The organism is Thermovibrio ammonificans HB-1 (assembly GCF_000185805.1).
Classification (GTDB): domain Bacteria; phylum Aquificota; class Aquificia; order Desulfurobacteriales; family Desulfurobacteriaceae; genus Thermovibrio; species Thermovibrio ammonificans.
In genome coordinates this window covers 832,173-851,287 of the sequence record NC_014926.1, presented here as the reverse complement: position 1 = coordinate 851,287, position 19,115 = coordinate 832,173, and the positions used below count along the sequence as shown (strand labels likewise).

The 19,115-nt window shown below is 52.3% G+C and carries 21 protein-coding genes; 17 read left to right on the top strand and 4 right to left on the bottom strand.

Annotated elements, in window-relative coordinates; genetic code table 11:
* Nucleotides 1–12 precede the first annotated feature (12 nt).
* The 14 genes from folP (at nt 13) to THEAM_RS04440 (ending at nt 13,362) form a co-directional block, all read left to right on the top strand.
* Nucleotides 13–1,221: a dihydropteroate synthase gene (gene folP, locus THEAM_RS04505; protein WP_013537646.1), complete on the top strand. Its 1,209-nt coding sequence runs from the start codon at nt 13–15 to the stop codon at nt 1,219–1,221.
* Nucleotides 1,215–2,024: a diadenylate cyclase CdaA gene (gene cdaA, locus THEAM_RS04500; protein ID WP_013537645.1), complete on the top strand. Its 810-nt coding sequence runs from the start codon at nt 1,215–1,217 to the stop codon at nt 2,022–2,024. The genes folP and cdaA overlap by 7 nt, the downstream gene beginning before the upstream one ends.
* The gene (locus THEAM_RS04495) at nt 2,008–2,637 is read left to right on the top strand and encodes a YbbR-like domain-containing protein (RefSeq protein WP_013537644.1); all 630 of its coding nucleotides are present in this window, start codon (nt 2,008–2,010) and stop codon (nt 2,635–2,637) included. The genes cdaA and THEAM_RS04495 overlap by 17 nt, the downstream gene beginning before the upstream one ends.
* Complete coding sequence (gene glmM, locus THEAM_RS04490; RefSeq protein ID WP_013537643.1) at nt 2,634–3,983, top strand: phosphoglucosamine mutase; 1,350 nt, start codon at nt 2,634–2,636, stop codon at nt 3,981–3,983. The genes THEAM_RS04495 and glmM overlap by 4 nt, the downstream gene beginning before the upstream one ends.
* A 10-nt stretch (nt 3,984–3,993) precedes the next feature.
* Entirely contained in the window at nt 3,994–5,877 is a 1,884-nt protein-coding gene (locus THEAM_RS04485; protein WP_013537642.1) for a DUF3857 domain-containing protein, read from the top strand.
* Nucleotides 5,874–6,110 (top strand): hypothetical protein, encoded by a 237-nt coding sequence (locus THEAM_RS04480; RefSeq protein ID WP_013537641.1) that lies wholly within the window; start codon nt 5,874–5,876, stop codon nt 6,108–6,110. The genes THEAM_RS04485 and THEAM_RS04480 overlap by 4 nt, the downstream gene beginning before the upstream one ends.
* Entirely contained in the window at nt 6,110–7,096 is a 987-nt protein-coding gene (gene tsaD, locus THEAM_RS04475; RefSeq protein ID WP_013537640.1) for a tRNA (adenosine(37)-N6)-threonylcarbamoyltransferase complex transferase subunit TsaD, read from the top strand. Before THEAM_RS04480 ends, tsaD begins: the two co-directional genes overlap by 1 nt.
* A complete protein-coding gene (locus THEAM_RS04470) occupies nt 7,086–7,532 on the top strand; it encodes a GIY-YIG nuclease family protein (RefSeq protein WP_013537639.1) in 447 nt (148 codons plus the stop codon). Before tsaD ends, THEAM_RS04470 begins: the two co-directional genes overlap by 11 nt.
* Nucleotides 7,510–8,547: an anthranilate phosphoribosyltransferase gene (gene trpD / locus THEAM_RS04465; protein WP_013537638.1), complete on the top strand. Its 1,038-nt coding sequence runs from the start codon at nt 7,510–7,512 to the stop codon at nt 8,545–8,547. The genes THEAM_RS04470 and trpD overlap by 23 nt, the downstream gene beginning before the upstream one ends.
* A 528-nt stretch (nt 8,548–9,075) precedes the next feature.
* A complete protein-coding gene (ftsY, locus tag THEAM_RS09845; RefSeq protein ID WP_041439905.1) occupies nt 9,076–10,026 on the top strand; it encodes a signal recognition particle-docking protein FtsY in 951 nt (316 codons plus the stop codon).
* Nucleotides 10,026–10,718, top strand: coding sequence for an ABC transporter ATP-binding protein (locus tag THEAM_RS04455; protein WP_013537636.1), 693 nt, complete (start codon nt 10,026–10,028; stop codon nt 10,716–10,718). The genes ftsY and THEAM_RS04455 overlap by 1 nt, the downstream gene beginning before the upstream one ends.
* Nucleotides 10,718–11,908 carry an ABC transporter permease gene (locus tag THEAM_RS04450; RefSeq protein WP_013537635.1) on the top strand — a complete coding sequence of 397 codons (1,191 nt, stop codon included), beginning with the start codon at nt 10,718–10,720 and terminating at the stop codon, nt 11,906–11,908. Before THEAM_RS04455 ends, THEAM_RS04450 begins: the two co-directional genes overlap by 1 nt.
* Nucleotides 11,905–13,095 (top strand): ABC transporter permease, encoded by a 1,191-nt coding sequence (locus THEAM_RS04445; RefSeq protein ID WP_013537634.1) that lies wholly within the window; start codon nt 11,905–11,907, stop codon nt 13,093–13,095. Before THEAM_RS04450 ends, THEAM_RS04445 begins: the two co-directional genes overlap by 4 nt.
* Nucleotides 13,096–13,164: 69 nt before the next feature.
* Nucleotides 13,165–13,362, top strand: coding sequence for a DNA topoisomerase type IA zn finger domain protein (locus THEAM_RS04440; protein WP_013537633.1), 198 nt, complete (start codon nt 13,165–13,167; stop codon nt 13,360–13,362).
* Here THEAM_RS04440 and msrB read toward each other — a convergent pair.
* Genes msrB through moaCB form a run of 4 tightly spaced genes read right to left on the bottom strand, consistent with a single transcriptional unit; the run spans nt 13,325 to nt 15,518 of the window.
* Nucleotides 13,325–13,714 (bottom strand): peptide-methionine (R)-S-oxide reductase MsrB, encoded by a 390-nt coding sequence (msrB, locus tag THEAM_RS04435; protein WP_013537632.1) that lies wholly within the window; start codon nt 13,712–13,714, stop codon nt 13,325–13,327. The genes THEAM_RS04440 and msrB overlap by 38 nt on opposite strands.
* Nucleotides 13,698–14,054: a molybdenum cofactor biosynthesis protein MoaE gene (locus THEAM_RS04430; protein WP_013537631.1), complete on the bottom strand. Its 357-nt coding sequence runs from the start codon at nt 14,052–14,054 to the stop codon at nt 13,698–13,700. Before THEAM_RS04430 ends, msrB begins: the two co-directional genes overlap by 17 nt.
* Nucleotides 14,035–14,592, bottom strand: coding sequence for a molybdenum cofactor guanylyltransferase (locus THEAM_RS04425; protein ID WP_013537630.1), 558 nt, complete (start codon nt 14,590–14,592; stop codon nt 14,035–14,037). The genes THEAM_RS04430 and THEAM_RS04425 overlap by 20 nt, the downstream gene beginning before the upstream one ends.
* A 14-nt stretch (nt 14,593–14,606) precedes the next feature.
* Nucleotides 14,607–15,518 carry a bifunctional molybdenum cofactor biosynthesis protein MoaC/MoaB gene (gene moaCB / locus THEAM_RS04420; protein WP_013537629.1) on the bottom strand — a complete coding sequence of 304 codons (912 nt, stop codon included), beginning with the start codon at nt 15,516–15,518 and terminating at the stop codon, nt 14,607–14,609.
* Between the two features lie 46 nt (nt 15,519–15,564).
* Here moaCB and ccsA point away from each other — a divergent pair, with 46 nt between their 5' ends.
* From ccsA to ligA, 3 genes are read left to right on the top strand one after another with little or no spacing between them, the layout of a single operon-like run.
* Entirely contained in the window at nt 15,565–16,254 is a 690-nt protein-coding gene (gene ccsA / locus THEAM_RS04415; RefSeq protein WP_013537628.1) for a cytochrome c biogenesis protein CcsA, read from the top strand.
* Nucleotides 16,244–16,909: a hypothetical protein gene (locus tag THEAM_RS04410; RefSeq protein ID WP_013537627.1), complete on the top strand. Its 666-nt coding sequence runs from the start codon at nt 16,244–16,246 to the stop codon at nt 16,907–16,909. The genes ccsA and THEAM_RS04410 overlap by 11 nt, the downstream gene beginning before the upstream one ends.
* A complete protein-coding gene (gene ligA / locus THEAM_RS04405; RefSeq protein WP_013537626.1) occupies nt 16,863–19,034 on the top strand; it encodes an NAD-dependent DNA ligase LigA in 2,172 nt (723 codons plus the stop codon). Before THEAM_RS04410 ends, ligA begins: the two co-directional genes overlap by 47 nt.
* The last annotated feature ends 81 nt before the right edge of the window (nt 19,035–19,115 follow it).

Here is a 19,115-nt window from a genome sequence, read left to right as displayed (position 1 = left end):
AAGGGCTACCCGATGAAGGTCAGGTTCAGACGGTTCAAGAACAAAGAAGAGCTTGAGAACTTCCTCCGGTCGATAGGCAACACCGAAGCCGGAGCGCAGATACTCTCTGCGAAGGGGGAAACGCTCCTCATAGAGGTAGACGGCATAGACACGAGGGGAGCCAACATACTGAAGCAGGACGCAATATCGGTAGGTGCCGACTGTGCAGTCCCCAGAAAAGCCTCCTCCTTCGAGAAGGGGAGGTGGAGAGTCCTGCTTATGGCAAACAGGCGGCAGCTGAAGAAGCTGACCGAGAAGCTGAAAGTGCAGCCCTTCGGTCTGAAGGAGCTTGCCGAGAAGATAGAAAAGGCCTTGTTGGAGTTCGAGAAAGAGAGCTTCAGGCTGGTTTACAGGGGTAAGGTTCTCAACCTTGGCACTCCGAAAGTGATGGGAATTCTTAACGTAACTCCGGACTCGTTCTCCGACGGAGGGCTCTTCAGCTCGGTAGAGGCCGCAGTCAAGAGGTGCAGGCAGATGCTCCAGGAGGGGGCCCACATAATCGACGTAGGAGGGGAGTCTACAAGGCCGGGCTCTGAGCCGGTTCCGGAAAAAGAGGAGATGGAAAGGGTCATTCCGGTTATCAGGGCCCTCCGCAGAGAGCTGGGAGAAGACTTTTTCATCTCGGTGGATACTTACAAATCTGCCGTGGCGGAGGCAGCCCTCGGGGAAGGGGCCGATATAGTAAACGACATAAGCGCCTTCAGGTTCGACCCGAAAATGGCAGAGGTTGTGGCCCGTTACGGCTGCCCGGCAGTGGTTATGCACATAAAGGGAACTCCCAAGAATATGCAGAAAAACCCCTATTACGAAGACGTTGTAGGGGAGATAATAGAGTACTTTCAAGAGGTGTTCAGCGCCGCAGAATCTGCCGGAGTAAAGAGGGAGCAGCTGATAGTAGACCCGGGTATAGGTTTCGGCAAAAGGTTAGAGGACAACCTGTGTATCCTAAAGAGGCTGCAGGAGTTTAAGGTGCTGGGCAGACCCTTGCTGGTTGGGGCCTCCCGGAAGAGCTTCATCGGCGCGGTTACCGGCGTAAAAGAGCCGAAAGAGCGGCTCGCAGGCAGCCTCGGAGCCGTAGCCGCCGCCTACTACGGAGGTGCGAAGCTCTTCAGGGTTCACGACGTAAAAGAGACCGTAGAGCTTCTAAAACTCCTCACGGCCGTGGAGGGGGTCGATTGTTAGAGCTGATTCCGCGTCCGTCCCTGTGGGACATTGTAGACCTTCTGATAGTAACCCTGATAATCTACAAGGTGCTCACCTACCTGGCCCAAACAAGGGCCCTGCAGGTGCTCGTTGGGATATTTGTGATACTGGTTCTCAGCGTTGTTGCAAAGTTCTTACACCTGTACACCCTCTCTTTCATACTCAACAACCTGCTGACAATAGGGATTCTTGCCCTGATAGTAATCTTCCAGCCGGAAATCAGGCGGATACTCGCCAGAATCGGCGAAAGCCAGTTCGGCATAACCACCTCCGAAGCCGAGGCGGAGAGAATCGTAGAGGAGATAGTGAGGGCCGCGGCGCAGATGTCCGAGGACCGAATAGGGGCCCTGATAGTTGTTGAGAGGGAGATAGACCTCGACAACTACGTTGAGTCGGGAACGGTCATAGACGGAAAACTCACCAAGGAGCTGCTCATTACGATATTCTGGCCGGGAACGCCCCTGCACGACGGAGCAACGATAGTGAGGAAGGAGAGGGTTTACAAGGCGGGAGCCTTTCTACCGCTGACCCTAAACCCGAAGCTACCCCAAACGGTGGGAACGAGGCACAGGGCGGCCATAGGCATAACCGAAGAGAGTGACGCTGTGGCGATAGTGGTGTCGGAAGAGACCGGTGCAGTATCGGTTGCCTACTCGGGTAAGCTGATAAAGAACCTCGACCCGCAGAAGCTCAAGAAAGTTCTAAAGGGGCTCCTGATTAAAAAGAGCGAGAAGCGGGGAATCTTAGGCTTTATGAGGAAGGAGAATGAAGAGACTGTATAGCGTCCTCTTCAGCAACCTCCACCTTAAAGTGCTCGCCTTCGCCTTTGCGGTTCTCTTCTGGCTGCTGGCAACCAACAAAGAGGTAGCAGAGACCCAGCTGGAACTCAAAGTTAGACCAATTGCAACCGGAGATTACACCGTTGTAAGCTACAGGCCCAAAACGGTTACGCTGCTGGTTGAAGGCTACAGGAAGGAGCTTTTGGCCCTAAAGGAGAAGAAAGAGGTAGAGGTAAAACTTCCCAAGGAGCTGAAAAGCGGCGTAAACGTTATAGAGGTAAACAGAAACAACTTGCAGCTTCCGGTGCCCTCGGTAAAGGTGAAAACCGTTCAACCCAAGGAGATAAAGGTCACCATTGAGCTACTTGCGAAAAAGCTGGTAAGGGTAGAGCCCGGCTTCAAAGTGAAAAAGGGGTGGAGAGTTGAGTTCGACCCCAACTACGTTACCGTTTTCGTTCCAGAAGAGATAAAAGAGGTTATAGACTCCGTTCAGACCGAAGGTGTATCTTTAGCAGGTGTAAAACCGCCTGCCAGCTTCGTGCTCAGGCTCGACACTCCGTTCAAAGTATTTCCCGGGCAGGTGAAAGTAACCTTAAAGGAGGAGAAGGGCAGATGAAAACCAAGAGGAGGCTGTTCGGCACCGACGGAATAAGGGGAATCGCAAACCGGTACCCGCTTACACCGGAAATGGTTCAGAAGATAGGCCTTGCCTACGGAGTTTACCTGAACGCCAAGTTCCCCGACAGAAAACACACAGTAGTGGTAGGGCAGGATACAAGGCTCTCCTCAGATATGATAAAGGCCGCCCTCATCAGCGGCCTTAACTCGGCAGGGGTAGACGTTTTAGACGCCGGCGTTGTTCCGACTCCGGCCGTCTCTTTCCTGATAAAGGAGGGGGATTTCTCGGGAGGGGTAATGGTTTCTGCCTCCCACAACCCTTATGAGTATAACGGCCTTAAGTTCTTTAACCACCTGGGGAAGAAGTTCTCAGAGGCCGAAGAGGGAGGGCTTGAGCTCGTTGTGTTCAACAAATACGAGCTTCCCAGGGCAAACTACGACAACCTGGGCAGGGTTTTCAACGGTAAAAACCTGGTTGAGAGCTATAAAAAACACCTGGAATCTGCGGGCAGGTACCTTGCAGGGCTGAAGATAGGGCTCGACTGTGCCAACGGCGCAACCTACCAGATAGCTCCGGAGGTGTTCAGCGCCTTAGGAGCAAAGGTTTTCACCTTTAACGCCGAGCCCGACGGCAAGAACATCAACGACGGCTGCGGTGCCCTGCACCCGGAGAAGCTCGCCAAAAAAGTGGTTGAGCTCGGACTCCACCTGGGGTTCGCCTACGACGGAGACGGCGACAGGTGCATCGCCGTTAACGAGAGGGGAGAGGTTATAGACGGCGACCAGTTAATTGCCCTGCTGGCCCTCCACTTTGCAGACAGGTCTAAGGAAGCGGTTGCCACGGTGATGAGCAACTTGGGGCTGGAGCTGTTTTTAAGAGAGAAAGGCTTTAGGCTCCACAGGACTCCGGTAGGCGACCGGTTCGTGGCCGAGAAGATGGACGAAGTGGGGGCCGCGGTAGGGGGCGAGCAGTCGGGACACATCATAGTGAAGGAGTTTGCAGAGACCGGAGACGGAATACTCACCTCGGTTCTCGTAGCCTCCATAGTGAAGTCGCTGAGAAAACCCGCAAGCGAGGTTCTGAGCCTGTTTAAGCCGGTTCCCCAAAAGCTGAAAAACGTTAAGGTTAAAGAGAAGCCTCCCCTCGAGAGGCTGGAGAAGGTTCAGAGGGCCATTAGAGAGGGTGAGAAGCTCCTTGAAGGGAGGGGAAGGGTTCTGGTTCGCTACTCGGGAACCGAGCCCCTGCTGAGGATAATGGTTGAAGCCGAATCTCCCGAGCTCATAGAGAGGGTTATAGAGATGGTGGAGGAGGCGGTGAGGGAAGAGGGAATAGCACAACAGTAAGGAGGAGACCATGAAGAGACAGCTTCTAACCGCCCTTTTGCTTGTTATCCTCGTTCCCCTTACGGCCTTGGCCGGCTCAAACCCGGGAGCCGTAATACTCTACGACAGGTGCAAGGTTAAGTTCTTCCCCGACGGTAGAAAAGTCTGGATAGAGGAGAGGGCCGTTAAGATAACGGGGAAAAAGGGAATTCGGGACTTCGGGGAGATAGTAATCCCCTTTTCTACGGAGCACCAAAAGCTAAAGGTGCTCTACGCCTACACGGTTACCCCCGACGGCAAAGTTGTTAAGCCGGGTAAAAAGGCCTTTAACGTTGTTTACCCGCCGTTCGTGTCAGAAGCTCCCATATACTCGGACCTTAAGTACCAAACCATATCAATGCCGGCAGTCACAAAGGGGGCGGTTATAAAGTACGGGTACGTTCTAAAAACAGTTAAGCCCTACATGAAGGGGGAGTTCTGGGCCACAAACTTCTTCCAGGAGGAGTACCCGGTTAAAGAGGCAACCTTCACGGCCCTCATTCCGAAAGGCAAGTACTACAAGTACAAAACCTACAACATGAGTAAGGCAGAGGCCGAGCCTCAGGTTAAAGAGGGAAAGAGGTGGATAGAACTGAAGTGGACGCTAAAAGACGTTCCCCCAATAGAGAAAGAGCCCAACATGCCGCCTATGGAGCAGGTGGCAAAGAAGGTGGTGATAACCTCACTGAAGAGCTGGCAACAGGTCGCAAAGTGGTACTCGGAGCTCGCTAAAAAGGCGTTAGAGCCTGATGAGCTCGTTAGGGAAACAACTTTGAAGGTTATTAAGGGCAAAAAGAGCAAAGAGGAGCAGATAAGGGCCATATACAACTTCGTGGCGAAGAACATCAGGTACGTGGGAATGGAGTTCGGGATTAACGGCTACAAGCCCCACCCGGCCGGAGAGGTTCTCAGGAACCGCTACGGAGACTGTAAAGATCACGCAACTTTGCTCATCGCAATGCTCAAAGTTATAGGGGTTAAAGGTTACCCTGTACTGATACCCACCCTCGACAGGGCGAATATGGACCCCGAAATGCCGCTTCCCACGGCCTTCGACCACGAGATAGCGGCAATCAAGCAGAAGGGCAAGTTCCTCTTTATGGATACAACCTCAGACTACGTTCCGCTGGGGCTCCTGCCCCCGGGAGACCAGGGAAGGAGAGTCCTTGTTGTGGATGTGGATAAAGAGAGGGGAACGGTTGCAGAAACGCCCGTTTTCCCGCCAGAGACAAACCAAGAAGACTTTAAGGGGAGCTTCTCCCTGGGAAGGTTCGGAACTCTTAAAGGGGACTTTAAGTTTATCTACACGGGAGTTTACGGAATATTCGAGAGGGCAAGGCTCTACACGGCAACAAAACAGCAGATAGAGCGGCTGGTTTCAGAGCTTGCGGCCAAAGTCTCCCCCGGTTTCGACGTTGAGAGCTACAGACTCTCCGACTACAAGGATTTAAACGAGAAAACGGTCTGGATAGAGATTGAGGGAAGGGACAGAAACTACGGAACGGTAACCTCCCACCTGCTACTGGCGAAGTTCCCTGCCCCGGACTACTCGAGGCTCGTGAACTTAGTGGCTATGAAAAAGAGAAAGTACCCGTACGTTGTGGGCTACAAGATGGAGAAGGTCAGCGAGGTGGACTTGAAGCTCCCGGAAGGTTATGAACTCTTCCTACTGCCCGAGCCCTTCCACTTTGAGAACCGGGTCGGGTCACTGGACGTTAAGTGGAGCAGGAAAGGAGAAGTTCTGAGAATGGAGATGCGTATGGTCCTGAGGAAGAGCGTTATTCCTCCTCAGGAGTACCAAGACCTGAGAGACCTTTTCAACACAACGGTTAAAACCCTGAGAAACCAGATAGTTGTTCTGAAGAGGGAGAAGTGAGGGAACAGGACTTTGTAGAGGAGATAGTTAAAGAGCTGGAATCGCTTCCCCAGGTTAAGAGGGTAGAGGTGGTTCCCGTGTGCGAAATAGGGATAGACGCCTGCCTGAAAGTTGTAACAACAACCCCGGAAGTAAAACCGCAGGTTGCAGACGTGGTTGCCTCCGTGGCGTCGCGGTTTCGGAAGAGGCTGGGTTACTACCCGGAGATACTCTGGGACTTAGAGGTTGAGTGATGCTGGTTCTCGGCATAGATACCTCGTGTGACGACACTTCGGTGGCCGTGTACAGGGCCGATACGGGCCGGGTGCTCTCAAACGTTGTCTCTTCCCAGTATGAGTTCCACGCACCCTTTGGAGGCGTGGTTCCGGAGGTTGCTGCAAGGAGACACGCAGAGCAGATAGACGCCGTTTTTAACGCGGCCTTGAAAGAGGCCGGCGTAGAGCCGAAAGAACTCAACCTTGTTGCAACTACCAACAGGCCCGGGCTGCTACCGGCACTGCTCGTGGGGCTCACGTTCGGTAAGGGTTTGAGCTTCCGGCTCGGAATCCCCTTTAAGGCGGTTCACCACATAGAGGCCCACCTGCTCTCGCCGTTTATAGGTAGGGAGCCGCCCTTTCCCTTCATCGGGCTTGTGGTAAGCGGAGGCCACACGGTTATAGTGGTGGCCGAGAAGCTCGGAAAGTACAAAGTTGTTGGGAAAACCTTAGACGACGCAGTGGGAGAGGCCTACGATAAAGTGGCAAAGCTACTTTCGCTGGGCTATCCGGGAGGACCCGCAATAGATAGGCTCTACAGGAGTTACAGAGGAGAGCTGCTGAAGCTCCCAAAGCCAAAGGTGAAAGGTTTAGACTTTAGCTTCAGCGGCATAAAAACAGCCACAAGGAGGCTTTTCGAGCAGGGTGCTCCGGCTGTTCAGGTGGCGGCCTCCTTCCAGGAAACGGCCGTAGATTACCTGGTAGAGAAGCTCAAAAAGGCGGTAAAGGAGGTGGGCGTTAAAAGAGTAGCCGTTGCCGGAGGCGTTTCGGCAAACTCCCTACTGAGGGAGAGGTTACTTACCCTAAAGGAAGAGAAAGGCATTGAGCTTCACCTTGCCCCCCTGGAGTTTACAAGCGACAACGGAGCCATGGTTGCCTACACGGGGTACCTCCGGTTCCTCCTTGAAGGTGCCGACCCCCTGACGGTAGGAGCACAGGCCCGGAGCCCGATAGATGAAGGGTAGCTACTGTCTCATCTTTCGCCTTACAGAGAGTACAGAGGTAGAGACAAAGGGAGGTAAACGCTTTACCTTAGAGGCAGGAATCTACTGCTATGCCGGCTCGGCCTTCGGCCCCGGAGGAGTAGAGGCGAGAGTCTCCAGACACCTAAGGAGAGAGAAAAAGCTCAAGTGGCACATAGATTTCGTTACAACGCTGAGGTGTTTTGAACCGGAGGCGGTGGCCGTACTCGAGGGGAAAAGGGCTGAATGTCTGATAGCCGGAGAGCTTTCAAAGCTTGGGAAGCCGGTTAAGGGATTCGGGTCAACCGACTGTAAGTGCCCGTCCCACCTGATTAAACTGGAGAGCCCGCAGAGCGCCTACAGGCTCCTTGAAAAGCTCGGTGCTAAAATTCACAAAACCTTTAGCCGGAGAGGAGATGGAAGTAAAAGAAACCCTTGAATCGCTGATAAACGGCAGAAACCTCTCGGAGGAAGAGGCAAGGGAGCTGTTTTACTCAATTATGGAATCGGAGCTCACGCCGGCCCAAACGGCGGCCGTACTTACAGCCCTAAGGTGCAAGGGGGAAACGGTTCCGGAGATAGCCGGAGCGGCAAAAGTTATGAGGGAAAAGAGCTTGAAAGTGGAACTTCCGGACGAGATACGTTCCAGGCTCGTAGATACCTGTGGCACCGGAGGCGACCTGAAAGGGACCTTTAACATCTCCACAACCGTGGCCCTCGTTGTGGCCTCCTGCGGGGTTCCGGTGGCAAAACATGGCAACCGTTCGGTCTCGAGTAAATGCGGTAGCGCCGACATCTTAGAGAGCTTCGGCGTAAAAGTAGACCTTAAACCCCACCAAGTAGCCCGGTGCATAGAGGAGCTAAACTTCGGCTTCATGTTCGCTCCCGTTTTCCACCCGGCAATGGCGGCAGTTGCCCCGGTAAGACGGGAGCTGGGCATAAGGACAATCTTCAACCTCCTGGGGCCCCTCACAAACCCGGCAGGCGCTAAAAGGCAACTACTGGGGGTTTTCTCGGAGAAGCTCACGGAACCGATAGGAGAAGTCCTCCAAAGGCTTGGGACTACAAAGGCCTTCGTAGTCCACGGAAAAGACGGAACAGACGAGATAACGGTGTGCGACGAAACGAAAATAACCGAAGTCTCTCCAAACGGTATAAAGAGCTACACGGTTAAGCCCGAAGACTTCGGCCTCAGAAGGTACAGCCACTCGGAGATAAAAGGAGGCCAAACCGTAGAGGAGAACAGGGAAATAGTGAGGAGGATACTCACCGGAGAAGAGAAAGGGGCCAAGAGAGACGTTGTGGCCCTTAACACTGCATTCGCACTCCTTGTGGCGGGAGCGGTAGAGAGAGTAGAGGAAGGGATAGAAATCGCAAAGGAGAAGATGGAGAGCGGAGAGCCCTACAGGCTGCTGTGCAGGCTCGTAAAACTTACAAACTCCTTCGGGGACTAATTTTAATCAGAGTAAAACTAAACAGAGGAGCAGTAGATGTTCGGACTGGGTAAGTTCTTCAAAAGGGGCGGACTCGAAGCCGAGCTCCGGGAAAACCCCAACCAGCCGGAAAAGTGGCTGAAACTGGCAGAGGAGAACGAGAAGAAAGCTCCTGAGGCGATAAAGAACGCCCTTGTATACAGCAACGGAGAGCTGATAGACGGGGCCGCGAAACTCGTTAAAAACCTGGCCCTCTACAGGGAGATAGAGCCCTACATGGAGGAAATCGAGGAGAAACTGGGGAAGGAGTACTCCTCCTTCTTTAAGGGGATGATAGAGGAGTATAGGGGAAACTACCAGAAAGCACGGAACCTCTACGACGTTGCAAGGAATAGCAACAACAAAATGCTCTCCTTCCTCGCGAACTACCACATTGCCAACCTCTACCAGAAAGAGGGGCTCTACGAGCTTGCCTACAAGGCTCTCAAGGAAGTTGAAGGGGAAGTTCCCGAAAGCTACAAATTCGACCTTTTAACCCGTAAAAGAGAGCTGGAGGAGAAGCTCGGACTGTCGGGCCTTAAAGTCCTCAAGTCGTTCAAAGAGGGTCTTAAAAAAACCCGCGACGCCCTCGGGCTGTCGGCATTTAAGGGAAGGAGCGTAGACGAGTCCCTGTTTGAAGAGCTTGAAGAGAGGCTGATTCTGGCCGACGTTGGAGTTAAAACCACAATGGAGCTCATAGACTACCTCCGCCAGGAGGCCAAAAAGCGGAAGATAAAAACCTCAGATAAACTCCTTGAGCTCCTGAAAGAGAGACTAAAGGAGATTCTGAGAAACTGTAGGGGAGAGCTCAACCTGTCGGAAAAACCTTCGGTGATACTGGTTCTGGGAGTAAACGGCGTAGGGAAGACCACCACCATAGGAAAACTGGCTAAACAGTTGAAAGACAAAGGACTGTCGGTTGTAGTTGCCGCAGCCGACACCTTTAGGGCCGCAGCCATTGAACAGCTTGAAGTGTGGGCAGAAAGGGCTGGTGCAAGAATAGTCAAGGCCCAAGAAGGCACAGACCCGGCGGCCGTTGTATTCGACGCAATTCAGAGCATTAAAGCCAAAGGAGAAGACGTTCTCATAGTCGATACGGCCGGGAGACTCCACAACAAAGAGCGGCTGATGAAGGAGATTCACAAAATCAAGAAAGTGATAGGCAGGGAATTCCCCGGGCAGCCGGCCGAGATTCTACTGGTCCTCGATGCAAACACAGGGCAGAACGCCCTCTCCCAGGCCGAGGTGTTCAAAAAGATTACGGATATTACGGGTATAGTGCTGACGAAGCTCGACGGAACGGCCAAGGGCGGAATAGTTGTCTCCATATGCAACACCCTGCGGATTCCCATAAAGTACGTAGGTATCGGAGAGAAAATAGAAGACCTCAGGCCCTTCGACCCAGAAGAGTTTGTAGAAGCCCTATTTGAGGAAGAGGAGCAAGAGGAGGCCGGAGGTTAATGGCCCTCATAGAGCTAAGAGATGTAAGGAAGAGCTTCCGCCAGGGAGACCTCGAGTTTGAAGTCCTCAGAGGAATCGATCTCACGGTAGAGAAGGGCGAGTTCGTTGCCATAATGGGGCCCTCGGGCTCGGGGAAATCGACCCTCATGTACATAATAGGGTGCCTCGACAGGCCCACATCGGGAAGTTACCGCTTAAACGGGGTAGACGTCCTCAGCCTCAACGACGACAAGCTCTCAAAACTGAGGGCAACTCACATAGGTTTTGTCTTTCAGGCATTTTACCTTGTTCCCTACCTAACGGTCCTCGATAACACCCTCCTACCGGTCGAATACCTGCCCAAGGAAGAGCGGAAAGAGCGGTTCAGGGGAACCTCCCCTGCAGAAAGGGCAAAAGAGCTCCTTACAAGGCTCGGAATGAGAGAAAGGCTCCACTTCAAGCCCGAAGAGCTCTCAGGGGGACAAAAACAGAGAACCGCAATAGCAAGGGCCCTCATAAACTCGCCGGAGATAATACTGGCCGACGAGCCCACCGGCCAGCTCGACTCAAAGTCAGGTAAGGCGGTCATGGAAGTGTTCAAGGAGCTACACCGAGAGGGGAAAACCGTAATAGTGGTTACCCACGATGAGAAAATCGCCTCTTACGCAGAGCGGATAGTGAAAATCCAAGACGGGAAAATAGTGGAGAGCTGATGTTCAGGCTCTTCCTCAGGGAGCTAATCCTATCACTAACCTACAACAAAGTAAGAACCGCCTTTGCAGTTCTCGGGATACTCTTCGGAGTGGTCTCCCTCATACTGGTAGTTGCGGCAATAGAGGGAAGCTCTCTGCAGGCAAGGAAGGTAATAGAGAAGCTGGGGCCCGATTCGGTTCTTATAGTCTCGGGCTCCGTCGGCAAAGGCCCGAGGAGCGGCTTTCAGAACCTCAGCCTCGAAGACGTAAAGGAGATAGGGAAACTGGAGGGGATATTTGCCCTCACCTACGGAATCGTAAAACCTACAACGGTATCAGACATCAAAAGCTCAAAGTTTTCATCGGTGTTCGGGGTGGGCGAAAACTGGCTGAAATCCTGGAACTACAAAGTTGAAATCGGCAGGGGATTTACTCCCAACGACTTTAAAGAGCTTAAGAAAGTTGCAGTAGTGGGCCACGACGTTAGCGACTTCTTCTGGCCCGGGGAAAACCCGGTGGGGAAAACGATTCTGGTTGGAAAAACCCCCTTCAGAGTCATAGGGGTTTACAAGAAAAAAGGGAAAACCCCCAACGGCCACAACCTCGATAACAGGGTCTTCATTCCCTATAGGGTGTTCGACAAAACCGTTGAAAAAACCTTCAACAAGGTGAGCGTTATCCGGTTCAGGGTATTCAACCTATCCGAGTACAACCAGATAGTTCAAGAAACAAGAGAAATACTCTTAAAGCACCACAAGCCCGACCAGTTCATGGTGATAACCCCGGTGGTTGTTAAAAAGTTCCTCTCCATGCTCTCTGCAACCCTCGCACTCTTCCTGGGAGTTGCGTCAACAACTGCCCTGGTGGTGGGGGGGTTCGTCCTCTCGTCGATTTTCTACATAAACATCTACACAAGGGAGTGGGAGATAGGCCTCAGGCGGGCCCTCGGGGCCACAAAGAAGGAAGTAATGAGAAGAATTCTGGCAGAGAGCGTGGTGGTTGTAGTAGCTTCCGTTCTGGTGGGCAGCCTGCTGGGTGTTGCGGCGATAAAACTGATATTGCCGTCACTGAAGATACCGGTAGTATACCCGGTCAAGGCGTTTGTACTGTCTGCACTCTTTTCACTGGCCGTGGCTCTCTTTTCGGTCTACTTCCCGGCCCGAAAAGCCGCGCAGTTCGAGCCGGTTAAAGCCCTGAGGAGAAAAGTATGATAAAGGGACTGATTGCCTACTTCCGAGAGAACAAAAAGAGAATGGTCCTTTCGGTCATAGGCGTCGCCATAGGGGTCTTCTCCCTTACCCTAATGCTGGGCATTTCGGGAGCCATGGAGAGAAGGGTTGAAAAGAGCCTCGGGAAGATGGGAGCCCTGCTCTTAGTGGTGATTCCCGGAGAGGTGAAAAACCTGGGAGGCAGGACCCTCCAGCTCTCATTCTACCCTACTTTAACCGTTAAAGACGCAGAAGCGATACAGCAGAAGTGTCCAGACGTAAAGGCGGTAACGCCCTACAAAGAGGTATCTCCTAACGTCCACTACGGAGGAAAGTTCATATCGGCAAAGGTGATAGGGGTTTGGCCTACTTTTACCGAAGTTACCGGTTTCAAAACCTCCTGCGGCAGATTCCTCACCTGGAGCGACGAAAGGGATATGGCCCAAGTTGCCGTAATAGGTCCGAAAGTTGCAAAAGAGCTATTCGGTAACGGGTGTCCGGTGGGTAAAACGGTTTACCTGTTTAACGCCCCCTACAAAGTTGTGGGCGTAATGGAGAAGAGAGGAACAGACCTTTCGGGGGAAGACCTGGATAGCCGAATCTACGTTCCCCTCAGCTCGGCGATGAAAAGGCTGTCAAACGTTACGTACCTGGACGGGATACTCGTTATCCCTCAGGGAAAGGAGTCTTTAAAACCGGCAATAGAGGAGATTGAGAGCCTCCTCCTTAAAAGACACGGGAAGAAGGACTTCACGGTAAGCCGTTACGAAGACGTTGCAAACACCCAGAAGCAAGCTATGGAGATATTCTCCAAGCTCTCCCTTACGGTGACGGCCGTGGCCTTCGGAGTGGGTGCTTTGGGGATTCTCGCAGTAATGACGTTATCCGTTTACGAGAGACTCGTAGAAATCGGCGTTAAAAGGGCATTCGGCGCGAGGAAGAGGGATATATTCCTCCAGTTCCTGGTTGAATCGGCCCTGCTGTCGCTTGCGGGCGGAACTGCCGGGGCCTTTGTTTCCTTAGGAATTGTAGCCGGTATATCAACAGTTGCCGGCTGGGGAACTTACGTACCGGTAAAGGGAGCGGTGCTAGCGCTGATACTTACGCTTATAATTGGTATTGTGGCGGGGATTTACCCGGCGCTGAGGGCGGTTTCGTTCGAGCCCCGAGAAATTTTAAAAGAAATTTAATAAAATGGGCCAAAATGTGACCGAAAAGGGGAGTATTCTGAATCAAGAACCAATATGAACGAGGAGGAGATGGAGTTCACCCAGAAAACGAACCTTTTTCCCTACCCGGACCTCTTCGTGTTTGTCGATAGAATCTGTCCCGTATGCGGTTCTCCCCTGTCGGTAAAGAGAGTTAACGGAAAGGAGTTCGTTACCTGCACAAACAACAGGTGTAACTACTTCGAAAACTCTAACCTTCATCGGACCGAGAGGGGTGAAACTCTATAGAGGCAGAGTTGATACAATAGCGGACGTTTTTGGGTGTAAGCCCCTCACCGTAGAAAACGTGGCCGAGGTGGGCCCCGCAGTTGGCACAAACAACTTCTATGCGGTCGTCGGGGAACTCTTCGGGGACTTCCCTGACGGCCCCGGGAATCGCCCCATCGAAGGAGGGCCAACCGCTGTAGCAGAGGAACTTGTGCTCGCTCTTAAAGAGGGGAGCACCGCAGAGTTTACAGTGGTAGGTTCCCTCTTCAAAGTGGTTCCAGTACTTCCCGGTGAAAGGCGGCTCGGTTCCCTTGTTGAAGATGACCCACTTCTCAAAGGGAGTCAGGTGGAAGCCGTCAAACCTCTTCTTCAACAACAACCTCCCGCTTTATTTTCGATATAAGCTCTTCGAAAGCAGGGAGAACATCGCTCCTGAAGCGGCCGGCAACCACAACAACCATGATATCGTCGCCAACGGAAAGCTCCCCTTCGTTAATCCAGATCTCCACAGCCTCTATGCCGCTGCGGGACTCGGTCTCTTTAATGAGCTCCCTTAAACGCTCCCTGTTCACCGAAAGCTTCATACCCCTTACGGTACTTCCGTTTCGGGAAGTGGCCCTTACAACGCCGTTGTGGACAAGGACCATACCGAGGTTCTCAGGGTTTGAGCGGGCCTTAACCCGAGATAGAAGTTCATCTACAGAGGGTCTCAAGGTACTCCTCCTTGCGGTTTATGTTTGTAAGTGACTTAAGGCTGTAATCTCTGTGGGAGAAGAGGTGTAATGGAAGCTCTTCCGTTTTAAGCTCCCTGTGGAGCCGGAATACCCTGTGCTCTCCCCGTTTCAAAAGGGAGTCAACCACCGTAACGGCAGCTTTGGGCAGAAAGGTTACAAGGGAGTGGAGCCTGTTTGAGTCTTTAACAACTACCGGAGGGGGGTGGGAGACAATCCATCTAAGCAGCTCGGGAGAGACAAAGGGTAAATCCGCCGGCAGAAACAGGAGGGCCCGGGCGGGAATCTGTAAGAGTGCGGCCCTCACACCAACAAGGGGAGAGTAAACGCCTTCCCCTTCAACGACAAGTCCGAACCTGTAACGGCCAAGTAGGAAATGAAATTTCAAAGGGTTTTTGGAAACGAGGTAAGTAGGGGCTACTTGTGTAGCGGCCGCCAGAACCTTTTCGATAAAGGGGCGGCCGTTAAAGGTTGCGAGGGTTTTATCGGCTCCGAAGCGGGAGCTTCTCCCCCCACACAAAACAGCAACCGCTATCAGTGGCCACCTCCAGCGGCCATTTTGAGGGCGTGTTTAAAGAGAGGAGCAAACATCTTCAAGTTCTGTTCAACTCCTTTGGTTGAACCGGGAAGGTTCACAACCATACACCGGGGAGAGAGCAAGCCCACCTTGGCCCTGGACATCAGTGCCTTCGGTGTAAAGCGGACTCCCAACAGGTGCATCGCCTCGGAGAAGCCTACCATCTCTTTGTAGAGAAGCTCCTGTGTGGCCTCGGGCGTAACGTCACGGGGAGAGAAACCGGTACCGCCGGTTGTGACTATGATATTGGCACCCTGCTCTTTAAAGCTTTCAAGGGCTTTCTTTATAGCCTCCTTCTCGTCGGGGACCACAGTGTAGCCTATAACCTCGGCTCCGAACTCCTTGAGGAGCTCAACCGCCCTCGGACCGCTCTTATCTTCCCGCTCCTTCCGGTATGCAGAATCGCTTACGGTAACAACGGCAGCCTTAAGGCCGGAGAGGTCTTCGGCCCAGTCGGACTTCCCTCCGCTCTTGTGAACAACCCGAACGCCCTCTATAACCATAGAGGAGTCGAAGGCCTTGCACATATCGTAAACGGTTAAAAGGGCCATCATAACTGCGTTCATGGCCTCCACTTCGTAGCCGGTCCTCCAAATCCCCCTGACCTCGGCCTCGGCCTCTACGAAGTCTTCCCCGAGCTTCAGGTTCACCTCAACGTGGTCGAGGGGAATAGGATGGCAGAAGGGCATAAGCTCGGGGGTCTTCTTCGCCCCCATAATACCGGCTATTTGAGCGGCGGCTATAACGTCTCCTTTGGGGATTCTCTTCTCCCTGATGAGCTCAACGGTCTCCGGGGAGAGTTTAATCCTGCCAACGGCTCGGGCGGTTCTAAGGTTGTCAAACTTGGCGGAAACGTCTACCGTCTTCATCCTCAACCTCCGGGTGTGTGTAAATTATGATAGCATTGTAGCTACAATGGAAAAGCTCCTCGCAGCGGTAGGGCTGTTGGGTTTCCTATTGGCGGCAGTCAAAAGGGAAGGTTTGCTGCTCCTAATCCCTGCAATCTCCCTGCTGGCGGCAATAGCGGCAGAGAGTTTGAAGCTCGGCTACCCTCCCCTTTTCAGCGGCTACTACGCAATAGCCCTTTTCGGTGCGCTCTTTGCCCTATCGGGCTTTAGCCTCAAGGCAAACCCAAAGTTCGTGGGAACCGTAGGAGCGGTTGTTACTGCCATTCTACTTGCGCTGAACCCCCAGGTTAAAGAGATTCCCCCGATAGTGAGAACCCCTCTCTTCTTCATTCACGTTGGAACGGCAATGGTCTCCTACTCCGTATTCGCAGTGGCGGCAATTTACGCCATTTGGAAGGGGGCTTCCAAAGAGGAGATAGAACCGCTTACCGTAGCAAAATGGGGGTTCTGGCTGTTTACCCTGTCGCTTTGGGTGGGAGCAGTGTGGGCGTTCCTCGCGTGGGGAGACCTCTTCCCGGTAGACCCAAAGTCCCTCCTATCGTTAGGGTTCTGGCTCTACTGCGGAGCGCTCCTGCACCTGCCCTTCGATAGTAAACTCCAAAGAGTAAAAGAGATAGGAGTAGTCGGAGCCGGCCTTTACGTCCTCTTCCTCTTCTTGGGAGTAAATTTCCTCCTGGGCGGAAGCCATGGATTTTAAGAGCGTTAAGCTAACTGCCACCTTCTCGGTTCTCTTCTCGCTTGCAGCCGTTGGAGCCGTTGTGGTCGCAGGAAAGGTCATACCGAGCTGGGCGATTTTACAGTCGGCAGACAGAGTGAAATTAGCAGCCGCAGCTTTGGGTTTAATATGGTTTGCCTTTGCGGCTCAAACAGCCTACTGCAGGGGAAAATTGGATTTCAAAGGAATCTTTCACCTCACCACAGCGGCGGCAATGGCGGCACTACTGGCGTTCCCTCTGAGCGTTAAGGCCTATCAGTTCTACCTCTACCCCCAGAGCTTCGTAAAGGTAGACGGAAAAGTAGTTGCCCTAACAGACTTACGTTTCACAAAAGGGGGACCTGTAGCCCACCTTTTTATAGAGGGTAAAACTAAAATCGAAGGAGAGGCCTCTTTTAACAGTCCTCTACTCTCTAAGGAAGGTTTCGTTTGGGTAAAAGACGTAGGTTTCGCCCGGGGCATTCCGGTTGTTCAACTGGAGTTTATGGAACCCACGCCGGTACCGTTTCTATTCTTCCTGCTGTTCGGAGCTTCTACACTCCTCCTACCGTTTGTATACTTAAAGTCGGGAGACAGAAAAGGAGGGAGAGATGTACACAAAGGAAGAAGAGAGGGAACTCCAGCAGCTAACGGATAAACTCCTGAAGGAACTCGAAGGGAAAACTGAAGAAGACTTTAAAAAACTCTCTACCGAAGAGGCAAGAGAGCTTGCGGAGAAACTCCGCAGAGTTATCAGGTACCACGACTACAAATACTACGTTCAGGCAAACCCCGTAATCTCCGACTACCAGTACGACAAGCTGTTCCACGCCTTAGAGGCCCTCGAGAAGGCCCACCCGGAGGTTGTAACCCCCGATTCCCCGACTCAACGCATATCCCCGGCCTTCACCGGCGAGTTTCAGAAAGTAAAACACTACGCCGAAATGACGTCCCTTGAAAACACCTACTCCCCCGAAGACCTGAAAGAGTGGGACAGAAAAGTAAAAGAGCTACTTGGAACCGACACCGTAGAGTACATAGTAGAGCCCAAGTTCGACGGGGCAAGCGTTGAACTGGTATACAAAAACGACATTCTCGTAAGGGGAGCAACACGGGGAGACGGCATCTACGGAGAGGACATAACGGTAAACATAAGAACAATTAAATCCATACCCCTAAAAGCCCCATTCTCGAAACACGGCATAGAGCTCATATCCATAAGGGGCGAAGTTATAATGCCCAAGAGCGTCTTCAAAAAACTCAACGAAGAGAGGGAGAAACAGGGGTTAACCCTCTTTGCCAACCCGAGAAACGCCGCAGCGGGAACCCTGAGACTGAAAAACCCGGCAGAAGTGGCAAAAAGAGGGCTCGACTGCTACGTTTACCAGATACTCTACTCCGAGCCCAAAAAACTCTGCACAGATATCAGAACACAGAAAGAGGCCCTTAAACTGCTTGCAGAGTGCGGCTTCAAAACTCCCCCCATCCAGAAAGTCTGCAAGAACATAGAGGAAGTCATAGAAACGGTTTTGGCCGCACAGGAAGAGAGAGAAACGTGGGACTTTGAAGCAGACGGAATGGTAATAAAGGTCAACGACATCTGTGCATGGGAGAAACTGGGTGAAACACTCCACCATCCCAGGTGGGCGGTAGCCTACAAGTTCCCGGCCAAACAGGCGGTTACAAAGCTGATAGACGTTGTGTGGCAAGTGGGCAGAACAGGAGCCCTAACCCCTGTAGCCATACTTGAACCGGTAGAAGTGGGAGGGGTCATAGTTTCAAGGGCTACGCTCTTTAACCCCGACTTCATAAAAAGCAAAGATATCCGCATAGGAGACTACGTTATCGTTGAGCGGGCCGGCGAGACCATACCTTACATCGTGGGCCCGGTAAAAGACAGGAGAAAGGGAGACGAAAAACCGGTAGAAGTTCCCAAGCACTGCCCGGTGTGCGGAGCTCCCATAGTGAAAGAGCTGGACGAAGCGGTCCCCAGGTGTCCGAACATAAACTGTCCGGCTCAGCTGAAAGAACACCTGGTTTACTGGGGTAAAGTCCTCGATATAAAGGGACTCGGAGAATCAACCGCAAACGTGCTCACAAAGAAAGGGTTGGTCAAATCGATAGCAGACCTCTACTACCTAAAGAGAGAAGACCTCCTTAAACTCTCCGGTTGGGGGCTGAAAAAAAGCGAAAACCTGCTGAATCAGATAGAAAAGTCTAAGAGCGCTCCCTTCTGGAAGAAGCTGACGGCACTGGGGATAAGGCACGTAGGGGAGAAAACGGCTCAACTGCTCGCAAAGAGGTTTAAAAACATTGAAGAGCTCATGAACGCCGACTTTACAGAGCTCGCCTCCATTCCAGGGATAGGCCCGATAACGGCTACGAGCATTCAGAACTTCTTCAAGGCCGAGCAGAACGTAGAGATGATAAAAAAACTGCAAGAAGCGGGATTCAAGTTTGAGAGAACCCAAGAGGAGGAGCAAGAGGAGAAGCTACCTAAACCTTTAGAAGGCCAAAGGATAGTGTTCACCGGAGAACTGGAGCACTTTACGAGAAAAGAGGCCCAACACGTAGTAGAGCTTCTCGGCGCAAACCCCACAAACTCCGTAACGAAAAAAACCAGCTTCGTGGTTGTAGGAGAGAACCCGGGTTCTAAGTTTCAAAAGGCCCAAAAACTGGGAATAAAGATGCTCAACGAAAAGGAGTTTATAGAGCTCCTTAAACGGTATGCAGACCAGAACCCTGAAGTTAAGAAGATTCTTAAGGAGAAGGGGCTGCTGTAGCCCCTTCTCAAGTATAAAAAAATCTAAACAACCGATAGGAAAAAGTTGTATAATTGAATCAGGAATCCAGGAGGAACAAAA